Origin of the sequence: Spiroplasma endosymbiont of Amphibalanus improvisus (assembly GCF_964030645.1) — a bacterium.
Taxonomy (GTDB): Bacteria; Bacillota_I; Bacilli_A; order Mycoplasmatales; family Mycoplasmataceae; genus CAXIPX01.
Genome location: NZ_CAXIPX010000003.1, coordinates 283,388 through 303,253 on the forward strand (window position 1 = coordinate 283,388; position 19,866 = coordinate 303,253).

The following is a 19,866-nucleotide window of genomic DNA, read 5'->3' on the forward strand; positions in this document are numbered from 1 at the left end:
TGTCTAAAATGAATTTAATCATTTTATTTAAGTTATATCTAGTTTTCAAAGAACATTTTCATACTATGTATTTCAATTAAATTTTTAACTGAAAGTAGTACAACAATAAAAATATACATTAACTAATAATAAATACAACTAAAAAAACAAAAAAAATCATTTTTTTTTAATATTTTTTTAGTAAATTTTGAATTTGACAAATCAGTTCTTCTTTAATAACATCAAACTCCAATAACTTATATTCTACAGTTATTGTCGGGGTAATTTGGTAATTAAATCAGATCATTTGCTTACGTGCATAATGTCAGTTAGCTTTTATCATTTTCATTTTAGCTTGTTCTAAAGAGATGTTATTATCCAAAAATTCCTTAATTTCTTTGCATCCAATAGTTTTCATACTTTGTAATTCCATATTGTGATTTGTTAATTTTAAAACTTGTCTAATTTCATCGATCAAACCTTTTTTAATAAGATTATCTAACCTTATCTGAATTTTGTTATAAAGAGTGCTACGATCAGGTTTTAGATAAATGATAATTGCATTATAATTTAACTGCTTGCCATTATTTTCTTTTTTTAATTTAGTTTTATTGTTCACATCATAATATATTAAATGCGAAATCATTTGTTTACGATTATTAATATGAATCTGATCGGAAAAATTTTTATCAATATTTAACAATAAATCATACAATTCGGTGTTACTGTAATTTTGGTACTTATTTTCTAATTTTGCTTTTTTTAAATTGTCAATTGGTGAAAAATGATAATCATATATTACAGAATTAACATACAGACCAGAACCACCTACCAAGATCGGGATTTTATTTTTTTGAAACACTTCTTCAATTTTTTGCATTGCAATTGTTTGGTATTCTGCAACAGAAAAGGTTTCATCTAACTCTAAAAAAGAAAGTAGCAAATGTTGAATACCTTCTTTTTCTGATTCTGTAATTTTGTTAGTAGCCAAATCTAAATGTTTGTAAAATTGAGTAGCATCTGCATTAATACAAACACCATTCAATTTTTTAGCAACAGCGATTGATAAATCTGTTTTGCCACAAGCAGTTGGTCCTACAATGCAAATAAGTGGTTTATTGTTCTTCATTTTTTAATCGGGCAAATTTTTTATCAAATAAAAATTGATCTGGTTTGGATAAAGGATTACGTTTATGATTTGACTGTTTATGCAATGTTCTAATTTTTTTTGAAATTATTCTTCCTACTGGTTTTTTTTGTAAATAATTATCTAATTGGTCATAACTAAAACCTAATTCTGATTCATCAGTTTGACCCTTATATAAACCAGCAGTAGGCTGTCTTATTAAAATTGAATGTGGTACTTGTAAATGTCTCGCTAATAAAAAAACTTGATTCTTTAACAAATTCGCAATTGGGGCAATGTCTGAAGCGCCATCACCATGTTTGGTGAAATAACCAATGTACAATTCATCTAAATTATCAGTACCTAGTACTAAATATTTTTTGTCTTGCGCTAATGCATATAATGTTGTCATTCTTAAACGAGGTTTAATGTTTAACTGTGATAATTCTTCTGCAACTTTTTGAACCTTAATGTTTTTTAAAAAAGCACGATAAATCTTTGTTATATCAATTATTTGATAATTCATTTTAAAATGTTCTATTAATTCTAAGGCTAATTTTTTATCTTCTGCAACAGAATCACACGGCATTATCACGGTTAAATGATTTTCCGGGAATGCTAATTGACCTAATCTAGAAACTAATGCCGAATCTACACCACCTGAAACTCCAACAATAACCCCAACACAATTAGCTTCCTTAACCTTTTCTCTAATTCATTCAGTTAAATAATTAATATAATCTGTCATCAATTGATTTTTTTTATCTGTTATTTTTTGACTCATAATTTCACTGTAATTCCAATTCAAATATTTTTATTGTATCGCCTTCTTCTGCGCCTCTTTTGGTTAATTCTTCAAATAAACCAATTTTTTGTAATTTAGAATTAAACAATAATAAATTATCATGTGTAGCAATTGGATTCTTATGATAGATTTTGAAAATGTCTTCCCCTGAAACCTTTCAGGTTGTAGAATTAATTTTTTCAATTTTAAAATCAGGTTTATGATTTTCAAATTTAATATGTTTAAAATTACTATTTTCAGCGTTTGAAATAGCTGGTTCTAAATTATTATTTAATTCTCACAATGCTAATTTATCAGGAATATTTTTTAATTTATTCGCAATCAATTGTTTTAGGGCATCAATGTTTTGTTTTTTTAAACCAGAAGTTTCTAAAACAGTAATTTGAGAATTATTTAATTTATTTTTAAATTTTAACAAATTATCAGCACTATTTTCAATATCCATTTTATTAGCGACAATAATTTCTTCGCGTAAACCTAGTTTAGGATTATAGGCAATTAGCTCTTGTTTAATATTTAAATAATTTTGATAAACATCTTCTGTATTGTAATTACCTGACATATCTAAAACATGCACAATGATTCGACATCTTTCAATGTGACGCAAAAATTGCAACCCTAATCCTTTACCCTTACTAGCTTGTTCAATTAATCCTGGTAAATCAGCAACTACAAAACTATCATCATTAATTTTACAAACACCTAGTTGAGGATTAATTGTAGTGAAAGGATAATCAGCAATAGTTGGTCGTGAATTAGAGATTACAGACAGTAGAGTAGACTTACCAGCGTTAGGTTTACCAATAAACCCAACATCAGCAATTACTTTAAGTTCCAATCTAATTTTTAAACTTTCTCCAAGATCACCGCGTTCAAAAATAGTGGGCGCTTTATTTCGTGAATTTACAAAACGAGCATTCCCACGCCCGCCTTTTCCTCCGCGAGCAATTAAATATTTTTTATCTAATTCCTTCACGTCATGTAAAATTTTATTTGTATCTCCGTCATAAACAATAGTTCCTACTGGGACTTTTACAACTTTAATTTCTCCGTTTCGTCCATGACACTTTTTAGTTCCACCGTTTACACCAGCTTCCCCTATAATTTCTTTGGTAAAACGAAAGTCAACTAGTGTATTCATACCAGAATCTGCTACCAAAAAAACATCAGCGCCGTTTCCGCCGTCACCACCACTAGGTCCTCCTTTGGGTACATATAACTCACGATGAAAAGCGACAACACCGTCGCCACCATTTCCGCCTGTAATTTTTAAATTTACAACATCTACAAATTTCATTTCAAACCTTCTATAATAGGTTTGTTATACTCAATTTTTTATTTTATAAAGATAATATACAAAGATTATTTTGTTTCTGTATTTTCTGGGGTGATAACTTTATCTAATTCATACTTTACTATCAAATTATTATATTTGATTTTTTTGATTGTATTTATTACATAAAAAGTTATAAAACCACCTGCTAATAAAACAACACCAGTAATTGACATTATTAATTTAACATCATCGCTCAAGTAAAAACCAATTATCACTGTCAACAATCCTACTAGACTGACAATCCCACAAATTATAAAAATTATGAAATAAAATTTATTGAAAGATTTGGTATTTTCAATAAATTCTTCTTTAGTCATTTTTATTTTTGAAGAAATTTTGTTAGTTTCTTTTTGATTAACTAAAGTTGTGTTTTTAGAACCTGCATCTGTTGTGTTTGCAACATTATTTTTTGACATTGTTATCTCCTAAATATCTTTTTATTTTATTAAATTATATACTATATATTTTAAAATAAAAATTCAAGATATAGATATAATATGTTATTATTATATCTATAATAATATTAATAATAAATTATTTATTGAAGGAACTAAAATATGAACATTCCTATTTTCGAATTTATTTCAGAACAATTATATAATGATATTGTCGAATTAAACAAAAAATTTAAAGCTGTAGAACATTCATGAAACGTTGATGAGTTAATCGGGGAGCTAGATGTCAAACAACCCACTAATGATTCATTTAATAAAGTTTTAAAATTCTTTAAAAATAATGAAAAAATTGATCCTAAGGATCGTGTAAAGCTAAACACTGTTTTTCTATATACAAACAGTTATGTTTTTATAAATAATTCATTTGCAAAAGAAATTGAAAAAAGTCAAAAAACAAAAAAAGATATTGCGATTAACACTATTATTGTAGATATGTTTCACAATAAATACACTGAAATTAAAAAAGTGTTAGAAAAACCAGAATATAAAGATGCGTTTGCCCCTTTATTGCCAGATGTAAATAAAATTTTAAAATCAAATAATGGTCAAGAAATCGGCCAAACAGAAATTGGTATCATCAAAGAATTAATCCAAAAATCTAAAGATATGATTCAGGATAAAAAATTAACCCCTAAAGATGATGCGATAATAGCGAATTTTGTTATTGGTCAAAATATACTTTTACGTTATTTAAATAAATTGTTTGCATGATTAAAAGAACAAAAAAATAATGTGGCTGTAAAAGAAAACGATAAACGTGGTTTTTTGAATGGTTCTGCTGAAGATTACTACAAAAAAAACTAACAGCGTAAATTAAAAAACACTTCTTAATGGAGTGTTTTTTATTAGTTTTTATATCAGTTTATTCTTTTTAATTATTTTATATATATTTAATAAACTTAAAATTTTAGCTTCAAAATTTAAATTATTTAATGACTTAATTTGCACACTTTCACAAACAATCATCGATTTAGAATATTGTTTGGCCCTATTTGTACCGCCTAAATCCTTTAGTTCAAAATTATCATTAAAAACAATGTTATTTGAATTAATATATTTTAGAACATTTTGTCTATATGATTCAAAAGAGGTTTTTTTAACCTCTTTTGAATCATTTCCATGAATTATTGAAAACAATATTTTATTAGTTTTAAAACTAAAAAGAATTGCACAATAAAAACCTTTTGTTGGTGTGAATTTTATTTTTTTTCCATAATTATATATAAAAGTTAAATGATTAATTTCAGGAACATAACCACTACCTTTTGATCATTCACAATTTACATTATCAAAATGATTTGAAATAGCATTTTTCAATTTGAATAAACTTTTTTTAGCAATTAAATAATTATTATTTTTATTGTTCGTTCTAGTCAGTTGCTTATCTTGAGTCCTTTCTTTTTCCTTTAAATACAAGGCTCAATTTTTTCAGAAATTAAATAAAGCAAAATTAAATTCTTTATTAAATTCCTCTGAAGTCTTAATTGTTTTTCTAGGTTTAGGAGCGATTTCGATCTTTGAAATAACGTTAGCATGGTTCTCTAAGGCTCTTACAATAATTTTTTCAGCAACTTCGTCAAATTTAATATTACATCCTTCAGGTTCAATGAAGGATTCATTAATATCAACATTTTCAGTTATACTAAAATTAGTTTTAACACAAATATTATTAAAAATATTATTATAAAAATTTAAACTTTTAGAATCAACATAAGGAATAAAATCTAATACTCTTAAAACTTTATTGTCTACTGTTTTCCTAAACCCTCTTCCTAGTTGTTGAAGAAAAATTCTTACAGAATTTGTGGGTCTCAGTCTAATTATTAAATTAATTTCAGGAATATCTACTCCTTCATTTAGGATATCTACTACACACAAATAGTTTAAACTATTTGTGTTTCTAAATTGATTCAAAAGTCTTTCTCTTTCTGAATAACTTACTTCTGAATTCAAGATAGCAGAATTTAGATTTTGTTTATTGAGAAAATCATTTATTTTTGTGGCATGTTCAATGTTTATACAAAAAACTAATGCCTTAATGTTTGGACGATTATAGTCTGAAATATATTTTTTTAAATTATCTCAAATTAAATCATTTTTCTTTTTATCACTATTAATTTTTTTTCAAATTTCACTATTATTATTAAAATCTGCCTCAGTTAAATTTAAATTGGCATCGCCAATACAAAAGTATTGATAATTACATAACAACTTATATGTGATTGCATCAATAAGATTTAACTCATAAGTGTAATCATTATTTTCAAATCCAATCGGTTGGTTATCCATTCTTTTTGGAGTTGCTGTTAAGCCGATAATTTTACTTTTAAAACTTTTCAGCACTATTTTAAACTGTTTGGCAGCATAATGATGTGCTTCATCAAAAAAAGCAACATCAAAATGATGAGGATTTCAAATACTTTTATTGTTATCAATAAAATTTTTTAATTTAACAGTCGTTATAAAGAGTGAAGTGCCTGAAATGTATTCTTGTAAAATTTCATCATCAGTTGATGAAATTTTTTCATCAATTAATTTCATTTTATTTAAGCACTGAGCAGACGGTAAAACGCTGGCAAATGATTTATATGCCTGTTTTAATAATTCTACTTGATGAGCAACAAAAATAAATTTTTTATCACTTAAACTACTTTTAAAATTTTCTTTAATATAAAAAGCAGCCACCATTGTTTTACCTGTTCCAGTGGCCATAACAATTAAATGTTTGTTTAAATTGTTACTATTTTCAATATTAATATTATTTATCGCTTGTTCTTGATATCAATAAGGTTGCAATTTTTCTTTATGAAAACTATTTTCTGTCGATAAAACATTATAATTTAAATCATTTTCTGCAAAAGACTTTTCGATTATTTTAGACCATTTAAATTTTAAATCTTCATTCATTAAAATTATTTTTTCAATTATTGTTATGTTTTCATCATTGATTTCAATAGTGTTAGGTTCTGATCACAACTGACTAAAATATTTTGTAATTCTAAGAATTTCATGATTATGATCATGGGAATTTAACTTAATATTTATTTCATCATTATCCCTTAAACCGCCCATAGTTAAATTTGATGAACCTAAAATTACTGATTGGTGATATTTAAGTTCATTATTATACTTAACCATTCGATAAACTTTAGCGTGAATTTTTTTGCCATTTTTTATATTTGACATTTGAATTTTAATTTCTAAATTTAGATCACTTTTTTTATATTCATTATATAAATTTAATAACTCTTTCAAGTCTAGATAAATACCTTGGTTATCAAATAATGAAGTTAAAATTTTAACACGTTTTAAATTATGATTTTTATTAATAATTTCTTTTAATTTTTTAAGAAAATTACCCGATATAAATGGTGATATTAAATATGCTTCACTTGCCTCTAATAATTCTGATTCTAATTCATATAAAGAGTTACGTTCTTTTTTATCAATATTCAATAATACATTATTCAACATTTATATTTTCCTTCATTGTCCCAATGTGAAACGATTATAAACGAAGTGAAAATAAATAGCTAGTCAATGATTTTAAAGAAAAAAGACTTTATCAAATAAAGTCTTTTTTCTTTAAAATTAATTGTTCTCTTTTAAATTGGTAGTTTGGTATATTTCGTCAATGTTTAACATTTGTTTATGCTCTAGAATAAACTCTGCTACCTTTGAATTTTTTTTAAAAGATATATTTTTAACATTCTTATTCTTTTTATCTTTGTAGCATAGAAAATACTTTTTAGATAATGTATCAAATTTTAAATTAGTGATATTACTAATGCTTATTTTTTCACCTAATAAGTAAAAATTTTCTCCACTGATTCCAACAGCAATATACTGCACACCAACTAATATATATATCGTTAATGCAAATGGGAATAAAAAACCTATTATTGTCAAAACAATTAAAGTTGTTTCATATTTATAACTATCAGTAGAATTATATAAAATTCAACAAGTGGTAATAATGGCTATTATCGGTACTAATAAAAGTGAAATAAATAATACTGCCTTATTATCCATATGTTTTTTTATTAAAGTCTTATCTTTTATAAATTTAAAATAATACACAAAGAATATTAATTCTATAGTAAGTGCATAAATTGTCATAACAATTAAAGATATTAATTGAGCATTATCAGTAAAACCTGATCCAACACTTGATCATAATTGCATTATAATAACCTCTTTAAATTATACGTTTTTCATTTGCTGAGCAACTTCAGCCGCAAAATCTACTTCTTGTTTTTCAATACCTTGACCAACTTCAAATCTTGCCATCTTTAATAATTTTACTTTTTTACTATTTAAAAATTGTTCTACTGTTTGTGATTCATCTAATACAAATTTTTGACTTAATAAACATAAAGTCATAAACTGCTTATTCAAACGACCTTCAACCATACGTTCTAAAATGGCAGTTGGTTTTTTTGAGTTAACTGGGTCATTTTTAATTTCATTTAAAATGATTTCTTTTTCATTTTTCTTAAATTCATTATCAATATTATCTGTGCTAATAAACTTAGGGTCCATCGCTGTAACATGCATCGCCACATTTTTAACTGCAGTTTCATCAATTTTATTATCGAATAATAAAATTGATGCTGAACGATTATTAAAATGAGTGTAAGCACCGAATGTTTCATTCCCTGATTTAGTAAACATTTCAACTCTTCTTAGACTGATTTTTTCACCGATGGTTGCAGCAGCTTGAATTAAAGTGTCTTCCAAAGTATTTTCACCATCTTTTAATTTCAAAATAGCAGATACATCACATGTATCATTAGCAATAATTAATTTAGCAACTTTTTCTGTTAATTCAATAAATTGTTTATTTTGTGCCACAAAATCAGTTTCAGTGTTTAATTCAAATAAAGCAATTTTGTTTTTATTTTCAATTATTTTTACAATTCCTTCAGCTGCAATGCGCGCGCTTTTTTTAGCTGCCTTAGCGATCCCTTTTTCTCTTAATCATTTAAAGGCTTCATCTAAATTACCACCAGTTTCTTCTAACGCTTTTTTACAATCCATCATCCCTGAACCGGTAGTTTCTCTAAGTTGTTTTATTAATTCAATTTTAATTGCCATAATAATATCCTTTCTTATAAATAAATTGATTAGTTAAACATTTAATTTACTCAATTTATAAAAATTATTTTTCTTCAGCATTTTTAACTTCAGCAACTTTGGGTTTTGCTTCTGTTTTAGGTTTATCTTCGTCATTATTCAATTTAACAGTTTTATCAGCAGATTTTATTTTATTAAAATCATTAACATTTTCATTTGTGATAACACTAGATTTAGCTGCAGAGTAATTTGGTTGTTGTGAAATTACTGAATGACGCATATGATTAACTGGCCCTCTTCTGTCTTGTCAGTTGTTTGGACGGACAAATTCTTTTTTTGGAGGCATTGGTTTTGGTGGTTCAATTTTCATTCCCATCGCTTCAGCATAAAGATCGGCAATGTGTTGAGTGATAAAGTTAACTGAGCGGAAGTGATCATCATTCGCTGGAATTACATAGTCAATCAAATCCGGATCTACATTAGAATCACAAATTCCAATTACAGGAATATTTAATATGTGTGCTTCTTTAATAGCGATGATATCTGCTTCTACATCTGTTACAAAAAGTGCTTGAGGAATATCACGCATTTGTCTAATTCCACCCAAAAATTTTTCTAATTTATCATATTTTTTAGAAATTAATAACTGTTCTTTCTTTGTCAAGAGTGCAGTTTTACCTGATTTTTGATCTCTTTCAATTGACCATAATTTTTTAATTTGTTTATTAATAGTTTTTAGGTTGGTCAGGGTACCACCTAATCATCTTTCGTCAACATAAAAATTATCTGTTCTTTCAGCAGCTTCTCTAACTGCTTCTTTAGAAGCTTTTTTAGTTCCAACAAATAAAATTTTTCCTTTTTTAGGATTTAACGTTTTAAAAAATTCAAAAATTTCATCAAATTGTAAAATTGTTTTGTGTAAATCCATAATATGAACTTTATTTTTAACTCCATAAATATATGGTTTCATTTTTGGATTTCATCTTTTTGTTTGATGTCCGAATTGAGCACCAACTTCTCATAATTCTTCTCTAGTTAATTGTTTAGGCATATACATGTCCCTCTTTCTTTCGTTATCTTCTTCTATTAGCTTCCAACAATTACCACTTTCTACAAAGCACTCGACAATTGAATTCACCAATATGTTTTCAATAAATATGTTAAATCTTTAATAAATCAACATATGAATTATAACAATTAAATAAATTAATACAAATTAAAAAAAAGATTATCACTAATCTTTTTTTATTTTAGAATAAAGATCTATAAATTTTTTGCTGTCCTCAATTCTTACTTTAATAATTCGATAAATCATTTTCGCTTCTATAAATATCAAGTACAAAGAAACATCATGAATATTTGCCTTCGTACTTAATTCCTGAATTTTAATATCTAATTTTGCAATTTCACTTTCAAAATCTTCTAAATCTACTTTAGTGGATTTACCACCTAAAGCAATTCTTTCTTGCAATTCTGTAATATCAAAGTCTATATTATTTAATGAAGTTATTAAATTATTTAATTCATTTTCAATTACACTAAATGACATTGTTTCTAAATCATGGTTTTTATTGACAACTACATCTTTTTTCATAAATTACCGCCTACATCTTTTTTATATTATACTATAATATTTAAAAAAAATTAAGTTATTTCTCTATCGGTGATATCTCTGAAAAAATATTCTTTCTTCTTAATCCTAATAAATTTTTCTGACATCTTACGTTTTATTTGTTCTGATTCAGATTGAGAAATTTTATTAAACAAAATTTTATTATTATCATCAACGAGATGCTCAAACTTTAATTCTTTAATTACTTGAAGGGTTTTTTTATTTGAATATGTACTGAATAAACGAATTCGATGGTTTTTCCAAAAACCAAAATAACTAATACCAGCAAAGAATACTCAGAATATTGTTAAATATCCAAAGTTAATTAAAATTAAATTGGCGTACATTGATGATGATCCTAACACAGATATTCCGTATATAATGATGCTTTGACCATTTAAAGAAAATAAAAATGGTGAAAGGTAGCCAATAAAATTAAAAAAATTACTTTGTAAGACTGACGGGAAAATTCCGCCACAACTTGTAATAGAAATAACAATAATTACCATAATCGCTAGTTTGGAAAAGGTTTCATCACGTATTAAAAATCAAAAACCACAAATTAAGTTGATAAACACAAAATCAGAAAATAATGCCCAGAGATACAATAACAATAAATATGCTCCTAATTCATAAAAACCAACTGCAGTTATCCCTAAAAATAAAATAGTGACTTGTAAAAAACCAATAGTATTCATCAATACTATTTTTGCAAAATAATTTTTTCAAACACTTTTTTGATTATTGGCAAATTTTCTTGTGAATACTACCGTCATTATAAAGGCACCTACAAAAATACCGATGCAGATGAAGAATTTACCTAAACCAATACCATATTCATCGTGTTCCATTCCTTGAATATTAACGGCAATTAAATCACCTAAATCAAAAGAAGCATAGTTTAAAACTTCATCATTAAAATTTTGTTCAAAAATATTTACTTCAATACTATTTTGACCATCAAACAACGCATCAACAATCTCATCATTTTGTAAACAAGTTAACATAATTGATAAAGATGGAAAACTTAATTTAATATCAGTATTTTCTGAAATATCCTTAATTTTATTAGACTGAACCAATTGCATGTAATTGGACTTAACAATCAAATTAGAATCTTTATTATCTAATGACTGATCAATAAAGTAACTATTTAAGATTTTAGGAAAATATTGCTGTGATATCTGGTTGATCATTTCACAAAAAATATTAGTAAAATACATTGATAAAAAATTATTTTCTAATGATGCTTGAAAAACTATATTTTGATCTACATAATCACCATTCTGTGGGTTTTTAAAAATGTTTGGTTGTGGAGGTTGATTGTTCACCTTTTCTCCTGTTAAAACCTTCAAATTATCGACATAAGATCTGCGTCAGTCTTCATAAGTATGTCCAGGGGTTGCGTTAATTTCAGTAACAGATAAAATACAATTTAAAAAATTAATTATGTTGTCATTGAATTCTGGTGGTATCACTAGTTTGTCTCAATAATCATTATTATTTAATTCTGTTTTAGCCGATTCTCCTGATAAGTATTGAAAATTAGCAGATATTAAGGAAGAGCTTTCATCTTGAATTTTAATTATTCCATCGCTATCTATTAATGTTGATAGTTCGAGACTAGTCATTGTACCTCAGTAACCACCATTGCTTTCACAACTATTTTGGTCAATATCTTCTGAGTCAATGTACCCGTTTTTAACAGACAAACATGTTGGTTCTGATAGATCTAAAATAGCAGCAGGAATTTGATCAAAATTCTCTAAAGGGTTTCAAAAGGCACAAATTGTAATAAAACCATATAAAAAAGCGATAAACAATAGACCGACAACTTTAATCATTTGCTTTTTATTACGAAATACTTGCTCTTTAAATTCTTCATAAATAATATTAGAATTTTTTGTCATTTGTTTTCTCCTCTTTATCTTTCGATATTTTTTGTTGTATTAAATTTATTTGTTCATCATTCATATTTTTATAATCAATTTTACCAATAAATTTTTGTTTAATATTTAACTTGTCATCAATAATCAACTCTTCTAGGTTTTCATCTTTAATTGCTAAATAAATTTGTTGTTTTTTATAAGTTCCAAAATCCTTATAAAACATTCTTTTTTTAGAGGCAAAGACACTTATTGGCAATAACACAATTACAAATAATAACAAAATGCTTAATAAAGAAAATAAAAGTTGAGTTGCTATATTGGAGTGTCCAAAGTAAAAAACATCATACAAAATAGAGCCTTCTCCATGAATTATGTATTTAAATGGACAAATATAACTAATAAAATTAAAAAAACCACTTTGCATAAATGAAGGAAAAGTTCCTCAACCTGCACATAAATTAAAAATCATATAAATGACAGCAACAAATTTACCAATGTTTTCTTCACTAAATGTCATTCATAAACTAAAAACAATAGTACTAATTATAAATGTGGCAAACATCATTCATAAATAATATAGAAAAAAGGTGGTCCCTAGATAACTAAAACCAATACTTAAAACACCAATCATTAAAAAAGTGGTTTGTAAAAAAGACATACCTAAAAATAAGGAATATTTAGAAAAGAAACTAGCATAATAATTTAATTTATTTTTACTTAAATATTCTCGTTTAAAAATAAAAGTCTGAATTAGTGCCGAAACTCAAATTGCAATTAATAAAAAGAATTCCCCTAGACCAATACCGTAATTAGAATTTTCTACCCCTGTAATATCAACTGATATAAAACTACCTGGATTTGCCGGCAAAATGTTAATACTAATAAATTCACCCATATTCTGATTCATTTGCGCCTGAGAAATAATTTTTTCACCATTGTCTAAAATTAAAATTGGATTATTTCACAAATGAGAATCAATGCTTTTAAAATCACTAATTAAAGAATCAAAAAAATTATCTAATTCTGGATTATCTATAATGTTTTTTATACCCTCTAAAATTTGTTCTATAAGATCAATTTCAGAATCACTAGCATAATTATTATGTGGATCTAAATTATATTTTTGTATATCTTCACTCGTCAGTTTAATGCCTGAATCAAAAATAATACCAGTGACTAAATTTGGTATTAATTGAATGGCAAGTGCAGACTTTAAATTATCAAAGACAAGCATAAACTCACCATTGATAAAATTAGGTTCATAAGAAGATTGTAATGTGATCATGTGTTGTGAATAATCATAATTATCTTGCAACCCAAAATTATCTACCCCAGTTGGTAAAGTGCTTAAATTATTAAATGTTTTTCCTAATACGACTAGAATGGAATCTTTTAACACAATTTTGGTTTCTGGGACATTAGGATTAAGTAAAACTTGATCAAAAGCCTTAAAGATATTCCCTAAATCTGAAGAATATGTTTCTGGAATAATAATTTGATTCCAATAATTATCAATATCATCTTGTTGGTAATTAGTTATATATTTAGCTTTAACATCAATATCTGCATTTTTGATTTCAATAGTATTATCTATTGGATCAGTAATCAATAATTTCAATACATCGTCCACCATTTTTCCGCTATCGTTATTCACTATAGCAATTGGCAATTTATACGCATTACCAATCGGATCTCAATAAGCTAAAACACAAAAGAAACCATATAAAAAAGCAACAAGACTAATGCAGATTGCTTTTATTAATGTAAATGTTGATTTTGAAATTGTTTCAGAAAATTCTTCTTTTAAATTTTGAGAATAATTTTTCATAATTATTTAATTCTTTCGTAAATAAAATTAATAAGTAACAACTATACCCTTTGGTCTGGTTACAGATTTTAATGTATCAATAATACCTTGCACACCCTGACCAGAATCTTTAATACCTAAGAAAGGAAATAAATCTGGACCACGTTGGGTTTTTGAATTTATATGTACAGTACCGCAATCTAATTTATCGGCTAATGAAAATGCTTGATTTATATTTTCGGTAAATACAGATGCTTGTAGTGCATAAATTGAATCGTTGGCAATTTTAATCATTTCATCTGTAGTTTTTACTCTGATTATTGGTAGTATTGGAGCAAACGGCTCTATTCAAGCTAATTTAGATTTAATAGAAACCATATCAACTAAAATGGGGCTAATTAAATTTTTTGAAATATTTATGTTAGTTAATATTTTACCACCATGTTTTTTAACGTCTTCAATTAAATCTTTAACCAAATCAACAGTTGCCATATCTATCACCGGGGTGATGTCTTTATTTTCCAATGGAGAACCTACTGATAATTTTTTTACTTTTTCTAATAATTTAACAACTAGTTTATCGGCGATCGTGTCTTCTACTAAAACTCTTTTGATTGCTGTGCATCTCTGACCTGAATAACTAAAGGCCCCACCTACAATTTCATTTGCAGTTTTTTCTAAATCAGCATCAGCTAAAACAAGTGCGGGATCTTTACCACCTAATTCTAAAACTAACTCTTTTCCATTTGATAGTTTTTTTATTCTGTTACCAATAGTCGCTGAACCAGTAAAGGAAATTAAATCAATATTTTCATTAGTAACTAAAGAATCTCCAATATCTCTTCCTTTGCCAGTAATAACATTAATAACACCTTTTGGAAATTTGGCTTGATAGAATAAATCCGCTAAAAAAGTACCAGTTAAACTTCCTTGTGTAGCTGGTTTAAATACAACGGTATTACCTGTGACTAATGCTGGGGCAATTTTGCTGATAGACAAATTTACTGGATAATTAAACGGTGATATCGCCAAAATCACGCCTTTTGCCACTCTTTTAAATAAACCAAATTTATTTTCAATTGAATTATCTTTTAATGCTTTTAATTCCATTAATTTTATAGCCTGGATGGTTTCATCAATATATTGAATTGTTCTTTCGATTTCTTTCGCACTATCTTTCAATGATTTAGCTATTTCAAAAGACATCAATTCACTCAATTTCGAAGAATTTGCAATCAAAAGTATTTTAAAATTATTTAATAACTCAATTCTCTCATTCAATGAATATTTTTTTTCTCAATCTTTTTGAGCTTTCTGAGCACATTTAAAAACTTCAATAATATCCGAATCTTTCATCGCTGGAACACAACCGCATTTTTTATTATCTATAGGTGAAATAATTTCAATATTTTCTTTAGCAGTTTTTAATTCACCATTAATTAAACATTTACCTTCGTACATATTAGACCTCTATTTCTTTTTACTTATTTTTTATATCATCAATTATTTTAATTTTATTTTTAACAATTAGAATATGACCTTTTTTACCAAAATAAGGAATAACACAACTTGTATGTTTTACATAATTTTCATAATCTTTTGAACTACCATATTTTTTGTAAGTAGACTTCTCAAGTAAAGGTACACCTGATAAAAATATTAGTAGCATTTGAATATACAATGGTGATAAAAATAAAGATAATGTCCACAGTAAATCGTTTGTATTTGTTATAGACTGATTAGAAACATTTAGTAACATATTTAAAATAATCGCTGTACAAACACTATACCAAAAAATAATTTCACCAAAATAATTAGGATGGCGTGATTGTTTTCACAAACCTATATTAATAAAGTCTTTAGGATACTTATTTTTAAATTTATATTTTTGAATATCAGCAACAGTTTCGTAAATTAAACCTAGTAGCGCTATTGCTAAAGGTATCATTGAATAATAATTAAACTCATTAAAATAATCATTATTATAAGAAAAACAAAAAGCTGCTGGAATTATAATTAAAAACACCGAAGTTGCTTGAAGCAATCAAAATCCTAAAAATTTTCAAAAATGATCTCTCATATTATCAAAACGATGATCAACTTTAGTTTTCATAATTCTTATTAATAAATAACTACCTAACCTTATCGCTCACAGTGTGGTGATAATAAAAATGCTAATTTGAAATCATGAGTATGCCTGGTTTCAAATCATTAAAATTAAAGCAATTAAAATAAAAGACAATGAGTAAGTGATATCAGTAAATTTATCAGATTTAAATGTATAAGCGAAAATAAAAAATAATAAATTAATCCCTAAACTAATTAAAAATGTATAAAGAATAAACATAATAGAACCCTTCTAAATTTTATATTTAATAAAATGTTTTAAATCTGTCATAGACCTTTCGTAATATGCCTGATTTTTTTCCTGTTTACTTTTAAATTTTACCTTATTTGAAACATCAGGCAGTATGCCGAAATTAGCTTTCATTGGTTGAAAATTTTTAGCACTAGAATTAATAATATAATTCACCAAAGAACCCATGACAGATGTCTCAGGAATAAATAACATCTCTTTTTTTTCAATAAAATTAATACAATTTAAAGCACCAATTATTCCAGTGGCAGTCGACTCAACATACCCTTCAACGCCAGTGATTTGTCCAATAAAAAAAATATTTTTTTGTTTTTTTAATTGTAAATGTTTATTCAATAAAGTGGGTGAATTTATAAAATTATTTTTATGCATCACACCATATCTAACAAACTCAGCATTTTCTAAACCGGGTATCATTTTAAAAACACGGTCTTGCTCTGGTCATTTTAAATTAGTTTGGAAACCAACAATATTATAAAGTGAATTAATGGCATTATCTTGTCTTAGTTGAACTACTGCAAAATTTTTTGTTCCATTAGGTTTATCTAAACCTACCGGTTTCATGTTTCCGAAAAGTAAAGTTTTGAAATTTCTTTTAGCTGATTGTTCTACGGGCATACAACCTTCGAAAAAAATTTCTTTTTCAAATTCTTTGAGTTCAATTGTTTCAGCTGAAACTAAATTTTGGTAAAAGTTTTTAAACTGTTTTTTATCCATAGGACAATTAATATAATCATCACTATCTGATTCTTTACTATATCTAGACTTATAGTAAGCTTTTGAAAAATCGATACTTTCTTTTTTTACTATTGGAGCAACAGCGTCATAGAAATAAAAATAATCTTTTCCTAAAAAATCTTGAATATTTTTTTGTAATTTAGCAGTTGTTAGTGGACCTGTTGCGATTATTGTTGGTTCTGTTTTTAATATATTAACATCAATAAATTCTTGATTAATTAAATTAATATTACAGTGCCCTTCTATAATTTTTGTGATTTGTGCACTAAAATTTTCACGATCCACAGCTAACGAACCACCTGCCGGGACTGATGTTTGTAAGGCGACTTTAATTATTAAGGAATCAAATAATTGCATCTCTTTTTTTAATAAACCCACAGCATTTGTTATGTTGTTGCTACGTAAAGAATTTGAACAAACCAATTCAGCTAAATTATTAGTTTTCTGGACTTCATTTTTTTTAAGTCTTTTGACTTCGTATAAATTTACTTTATAACCTCGTTCGGCAAGTTGATAGGCAGCTTCACAACCACTTAAACCAGCCCCGATTACATTTACAGTTTTATTTCTTATCATTATTTAAAAGTTAAAGGTTTAATTAAAAACCTAAACCTCCTAAACCTCCCATCCCTGGAATATTCGGCATTCTACCTTGACGTAAATTTTTCACCATTAAATCTACTTGTTTTTTAGTTTTTTCAAACTGATTAATTAATTCATTATATTCCTTTAAAGTTCTGCCTGAACCTTTTATTATTCTTTCTTTTCTACTTAAATGTTTCAATAATCTAGGCTCACGACGTTCTCTCATCGTCATAGAGGTAATCAATATTTCTGCAATTCTTAATTTTTTTTCACCATCTACAATTTTGCTAGAATCTATTTTCGGTGCCCCGGGAATCATTTTTGCTATTCCACCTAGTTTCCCCATTTTTCCTATTTGACGCATTTGATTTAATAAATCTTGAAGATCAAATTGACCAGACATCATTCTTTGCATTGTGTCCTTGAATGTTCTCTCGTCTACATTTTCTTGAACTTTTTCAACCAAGGTTTTAACATCACCTAATCCCAGTAAACGGTCCGCCATTCTATCTGGGTAAAAAAATTCAATATCTTTTGTATTTTCACCAGTTCCGATAAATTTAATTGGTAATCCTGTTAAATGACGAATAGATAATACTACTCCTCCTCTTTCATCACCATCCAGTTTAGTAACCACAACACCAGATAATTTCAGCAAATCATTAAAACTTTTGGTTACATTTATAATATCTTGACCTGTCATTCCATCTACAACTAACAAAATTTCCTGAGGTTTTGTTTTAATTTGAATTTGTTTCAATTCATTCATTAATTTTTCATCAATATGTAAACGACCAGCAGTATCAAATAAAACTAAATCATGATTGTTTTTTTTAGCATATTCTACAGCTTCAACTGTTGTTTTAACTGGATCTTGAGTACCTTTTTCAAAAACCGGAATATTTAATTTATTACCTATAACTTTTAACTGTTCGATAGCAGCTGGACGATAAATGTCACACGCTACTAGCAATGGTTTTTTGCTATATTTTTTAGCAACTAAATTCGCTATTTTACCAGTAGTTGTTGTTTTACCAGAACCTTGCAGTCCTACCATCATAACTATAGAAGGATTACCGTGAAAATTAATATCAATTTTATTTTTTCCTAAAATATCAATTATTTCTTCATGAACAATTTTAATCAACATTTCAGAAGGTTTTAAGCCTTTTAAAATAAATTGGCCTTCTGCTTTTTTTCTAATATTTTTAATTAAATCTTTAACAACTTCATTATTAACGTCTGATTCTAATAAAACTAAACGAATTTCATCAATAGCTTTATCAATTGAATTATCGTTCAATGTTGATTTATTTAAATTTTTTGTAATTGATTTATTTAATCGTTTTGCTAAAAAATTACCAAACATATGTAAATATCCCTTTTATTTCATTAGTATAATTTTATAAAATTTTTCAAAAATTATTTTTAAATTATAAATTATAACAATTCAAAATATATTATACATCTTTATTATGTTTCTTGAAAAACAAAGGTTGATGTTTTCAATGAATATTTTTTTAAAAAATATTCATTGAAAATGAAAAAATATTCATGTTCTAATGTTTTTAAAAAGTTTAAAATTTTATTATATGTAAAAAATACAATAATTCCATTCGTAGTACCGTGAATGAAAATAGCAATTACATGCGTAGTTAAATAATAAACTGCGTAACTTTTACCGAATATAATTCATTTGCCAAGTGTCATTAATAAACTAAATGTATAACCCATAATTGATAAAACAAACATAAAAAAATACTTATTTTTTAATAACTGATTTTTTAAAAAATAACAAATTAGAAAATATAAATTAAAAATGAAAAAATAAATAATGCTTTCATCATTTCATCAAACAAGTAAATCTAAAAAACAATAGATGTTTATAAGAAGTAAGCTAAAACTTTTTTTAAAAACAATGGTCATTAACATCAGAATAAAAGTTGTTACTTCTAACCCAGGAATCGGTATTAATAAAAAATTAGTCAAAATTAATAATGATGATAATAATGTGGCAAATATTATTTGAAAAATTAATTCAAAATTTTTGCTTCTTGCCCCAACAAAATTACGCATAAATT

At 26.3% G+C, this 19,866-nt stretch carries 17 protein-coding genes; 1 reads left to right on the top strand and 16 read right to left on the bottom strand.

The window, feature by feature from the left end:
• Positions 1-166: 166 nt before the first annotated feature.
• The 4 genes from miaA to AAHM77_RS01660 form a co-directional block, all read right to left on the bottom strand.
• Positions 167-1,108 (bottom strand): tRNA (adenosine(37)-N6)-dimethylallyltransferase MiaA, encoded by a 942-nt coding sequence (miaA, locus tag AAHM77_RS01645; RefSeq protein ID WP_342252399.1) that lies wholly within the window; start codon positions 1,106-1,108, stop codon positions 167-169.
• The gene (nadE, locus tag AAHM77_RS01650; protein WP_342252400.1) at positions 1,095-1,889 is read right to left on the bottom strand and encodes an NAD(+) synthase; all 795 of its coding nucleotides are present in this window, start codon (positions 1,887-1,889) and stop codon (positions 1,095-1,097) included. Before nadE ends, miaA begins: the two co-directional genes overlap by 14 nt.
• On the bottom strand, positions 1,867-3,207 hold the full coding sequence (gene obgE / locus AAHM77_RS01655) for a GTPase ObgE (RefSeq protein ID WP_342252401.1): 1,341 nt from the start codon (positions 3,205-3,207) through the stop codon (positions 1,867-1,869). Before obgE ends, nadE begins: the two co-directional genes overlap by 23 nt.
• A 65-nt stretch (positions 3,208-3,272) precedes the next feature.
• The gene (locus AAHM77_RS01660) at positions 3,273-3,662 is read right to left on the bottom strand and encodes a hypothetical protein (protein ID WP_342252402.1); all 390 of its coding nucleotides are present in this window, start codon (positions 3,660-3,662) and stop codon (positions 3,273-3,275) included.
• 141 nt (positions 3,663-3,803) lie between these two features.
• On the opposite strand from AAHM77_RS01660, the gene AAHM77_RS01665 reads away from it, so the two are divergent.
• Positions 3,804-4,505 carry a hypothetical protein gene (locus AAHM77_RS01665; RefSeq protein WP_342252403.1) on the top strand — a complete coding sequence of 234 codons (702 nt, stop codon included), beginning with the start codon at positions 3,804-3,806 and terminating at the stop codon, positions 4,503-4,505.
• 48 nt (positions 4,506-4,553) lie between these two features.
• On the opposite strand, the gene AAHM77_RS01670 is transcribed toward AAHM77_RS01665, so the two are convergent.
• From AAHM77_RS01670 to AAHM77_RS01725, 12 genes are all read right to left on the bottom strand, one after another.
• Positions 4,554-7,175, bottom strand: coding sequence for a DEAD/DEAH box helicase family protein (locus AAHM77_RS01670; protein WP_342252404.1), 2,622 nt, complete (start codon positions 7,173-7,175; stop codon positions 4,554-4,556).
• A 117-nt stretch (positions 7,176-7,292) separates the two neighbouring features.
• On the bottom strand, positions 7,293-7,886 hold the full coding sequence (locus tag AAHM77_RS01675) for a hypothetical protein (RefSeq protein ID WP_342252405.1): 594 nt from the start codon (positions 7,884-7,886) through the stop codon (positions 7,293-7,295).
• 18 nt (positions 7,887-7,904) lie between these two features.
• Positions 7,905-8,798: a translation elongation factor Ts gene (gene tsf, locus AAHM77_RS01680; protein WP_342252406.1), complete on the bottom strand. Its 894-nt coding sequence runs from the start codon at positions 8,796-8,798 to the stop codon at positions 7,905-7,907.
• 64 nt (positions 8,799-8,862) lie between these two features.
• Entirely contained in the window at positions 8,863-9,915 is a 1,053-nt protein-coding gene (gene rpsB, locus AAHM77_RS01685; RefSeq protein WP_342252407.1) for a 30S ribosomal protein S2, read from the bottom strand.
• 96 nt (positions 9,916-10,011) lie between these two features.
• The gene (locus tag AAHM77_RS01690; RefSeq protein WP_342252408.1) at positions 10,012-10,371 is read right to left on the bottom strand and encodes a hypothetical protein; all 360 of its coding nucleotides are present in this window, start codon (positions 10,369-10,371) and stop codon (positions 10,012-10,014) included.
• A gap of 50 nt (positions 10,372-10,421) precedes the next feature.
• Positions 10,422-12,299, bottom strand: coding sequence for a hypothetical protein (locus AAHM77_RS01695; protein ID WP_342252409.1), 1,878 nt, complete (start codon positions 12,297-12,299; stop codon positions 10,422-10,424).
• Positions 12,283-14,106, bottom strand: a complete 1,824-nt coding sequence (locus AAHM77_RS01700) for a hypothetical protein (protein ID WP_342252410.1) — start codon at positions 14,104-14,106, stop codon at positions 12,283-12,285. Before AAHM77_RS01700 ends, AAHM77_RS01695 begins: the two co-directional genes overlap by 17 nt.
• A 27-nt stretch (positions 14,107-14,133) precedes the next feature.
• Positions 14,134-15,546, bottom strand: coding sequence for an aldehyde dehydrogenase family protein (locus AAHM77_RS01705; RefSeq protein WP_342252411.1), 1,413 nt, complete (start codon positions 15,544-15,546; stop codon positions 14,134-14,136).
• Between the two features lie 19 nt (positions 15,547-15,565).
• Positions 15,566-16,432 (bottom strand): DUF1295 domain-containing protein, encoded by an 867-nt coding sequence (locus AAHM77_RS01710; protein WP_342252412.1) that lies wholly within the window; start codon positions 16,430-16,432, stop codon positions 15,566-15,568.
• Between the two features lie 12 nt (positions 16,433-16,444).
• Positions 16,445-17,776, bottom strand: a complete 1,332-nt coding sequence (gene trmFO / locus AAHM77_RS01715) for a methylenetetrahydrofolate--tRNA-(uracil(54)-C(5))-methyltransferase (FADH(2)-oxidizing) TrmFO (RefSeq protein ID WP_342252413.1) — start codon at positions 17,774-17,776, stop codon at positions 16,445-16,447.
• Between the two features lie 22 nt (positions 17,777-17,798).
• The gene (ffh, locus tag AAHM77_RS01720) at positions 17,799-19,154 is read right to left on the bottom strand and encodes a signal recognition particle protein (protein ID WP_342252414.1); all 1,356 of its coding nucleotides are present in this window, start codon (positions 19,152-19,154) and stop codon (positions 17,799-17,801) included.
• A 104-nt stretch (positions 19,155-19,258) separates the two neighbouring features.
• Positions 19,259-19,861 (bottom strand): hypothetical protein, encoded by a 603-nt coding sequence (locus AAHM77_RS01725; protein ID WP_342252415.1) that lies wholly within the window; start codon positions 19,859-19,861, stop codon positions 19,259-19,261.
• Positions 19,862-19,866: the final 5 nt, after the last annotated feature.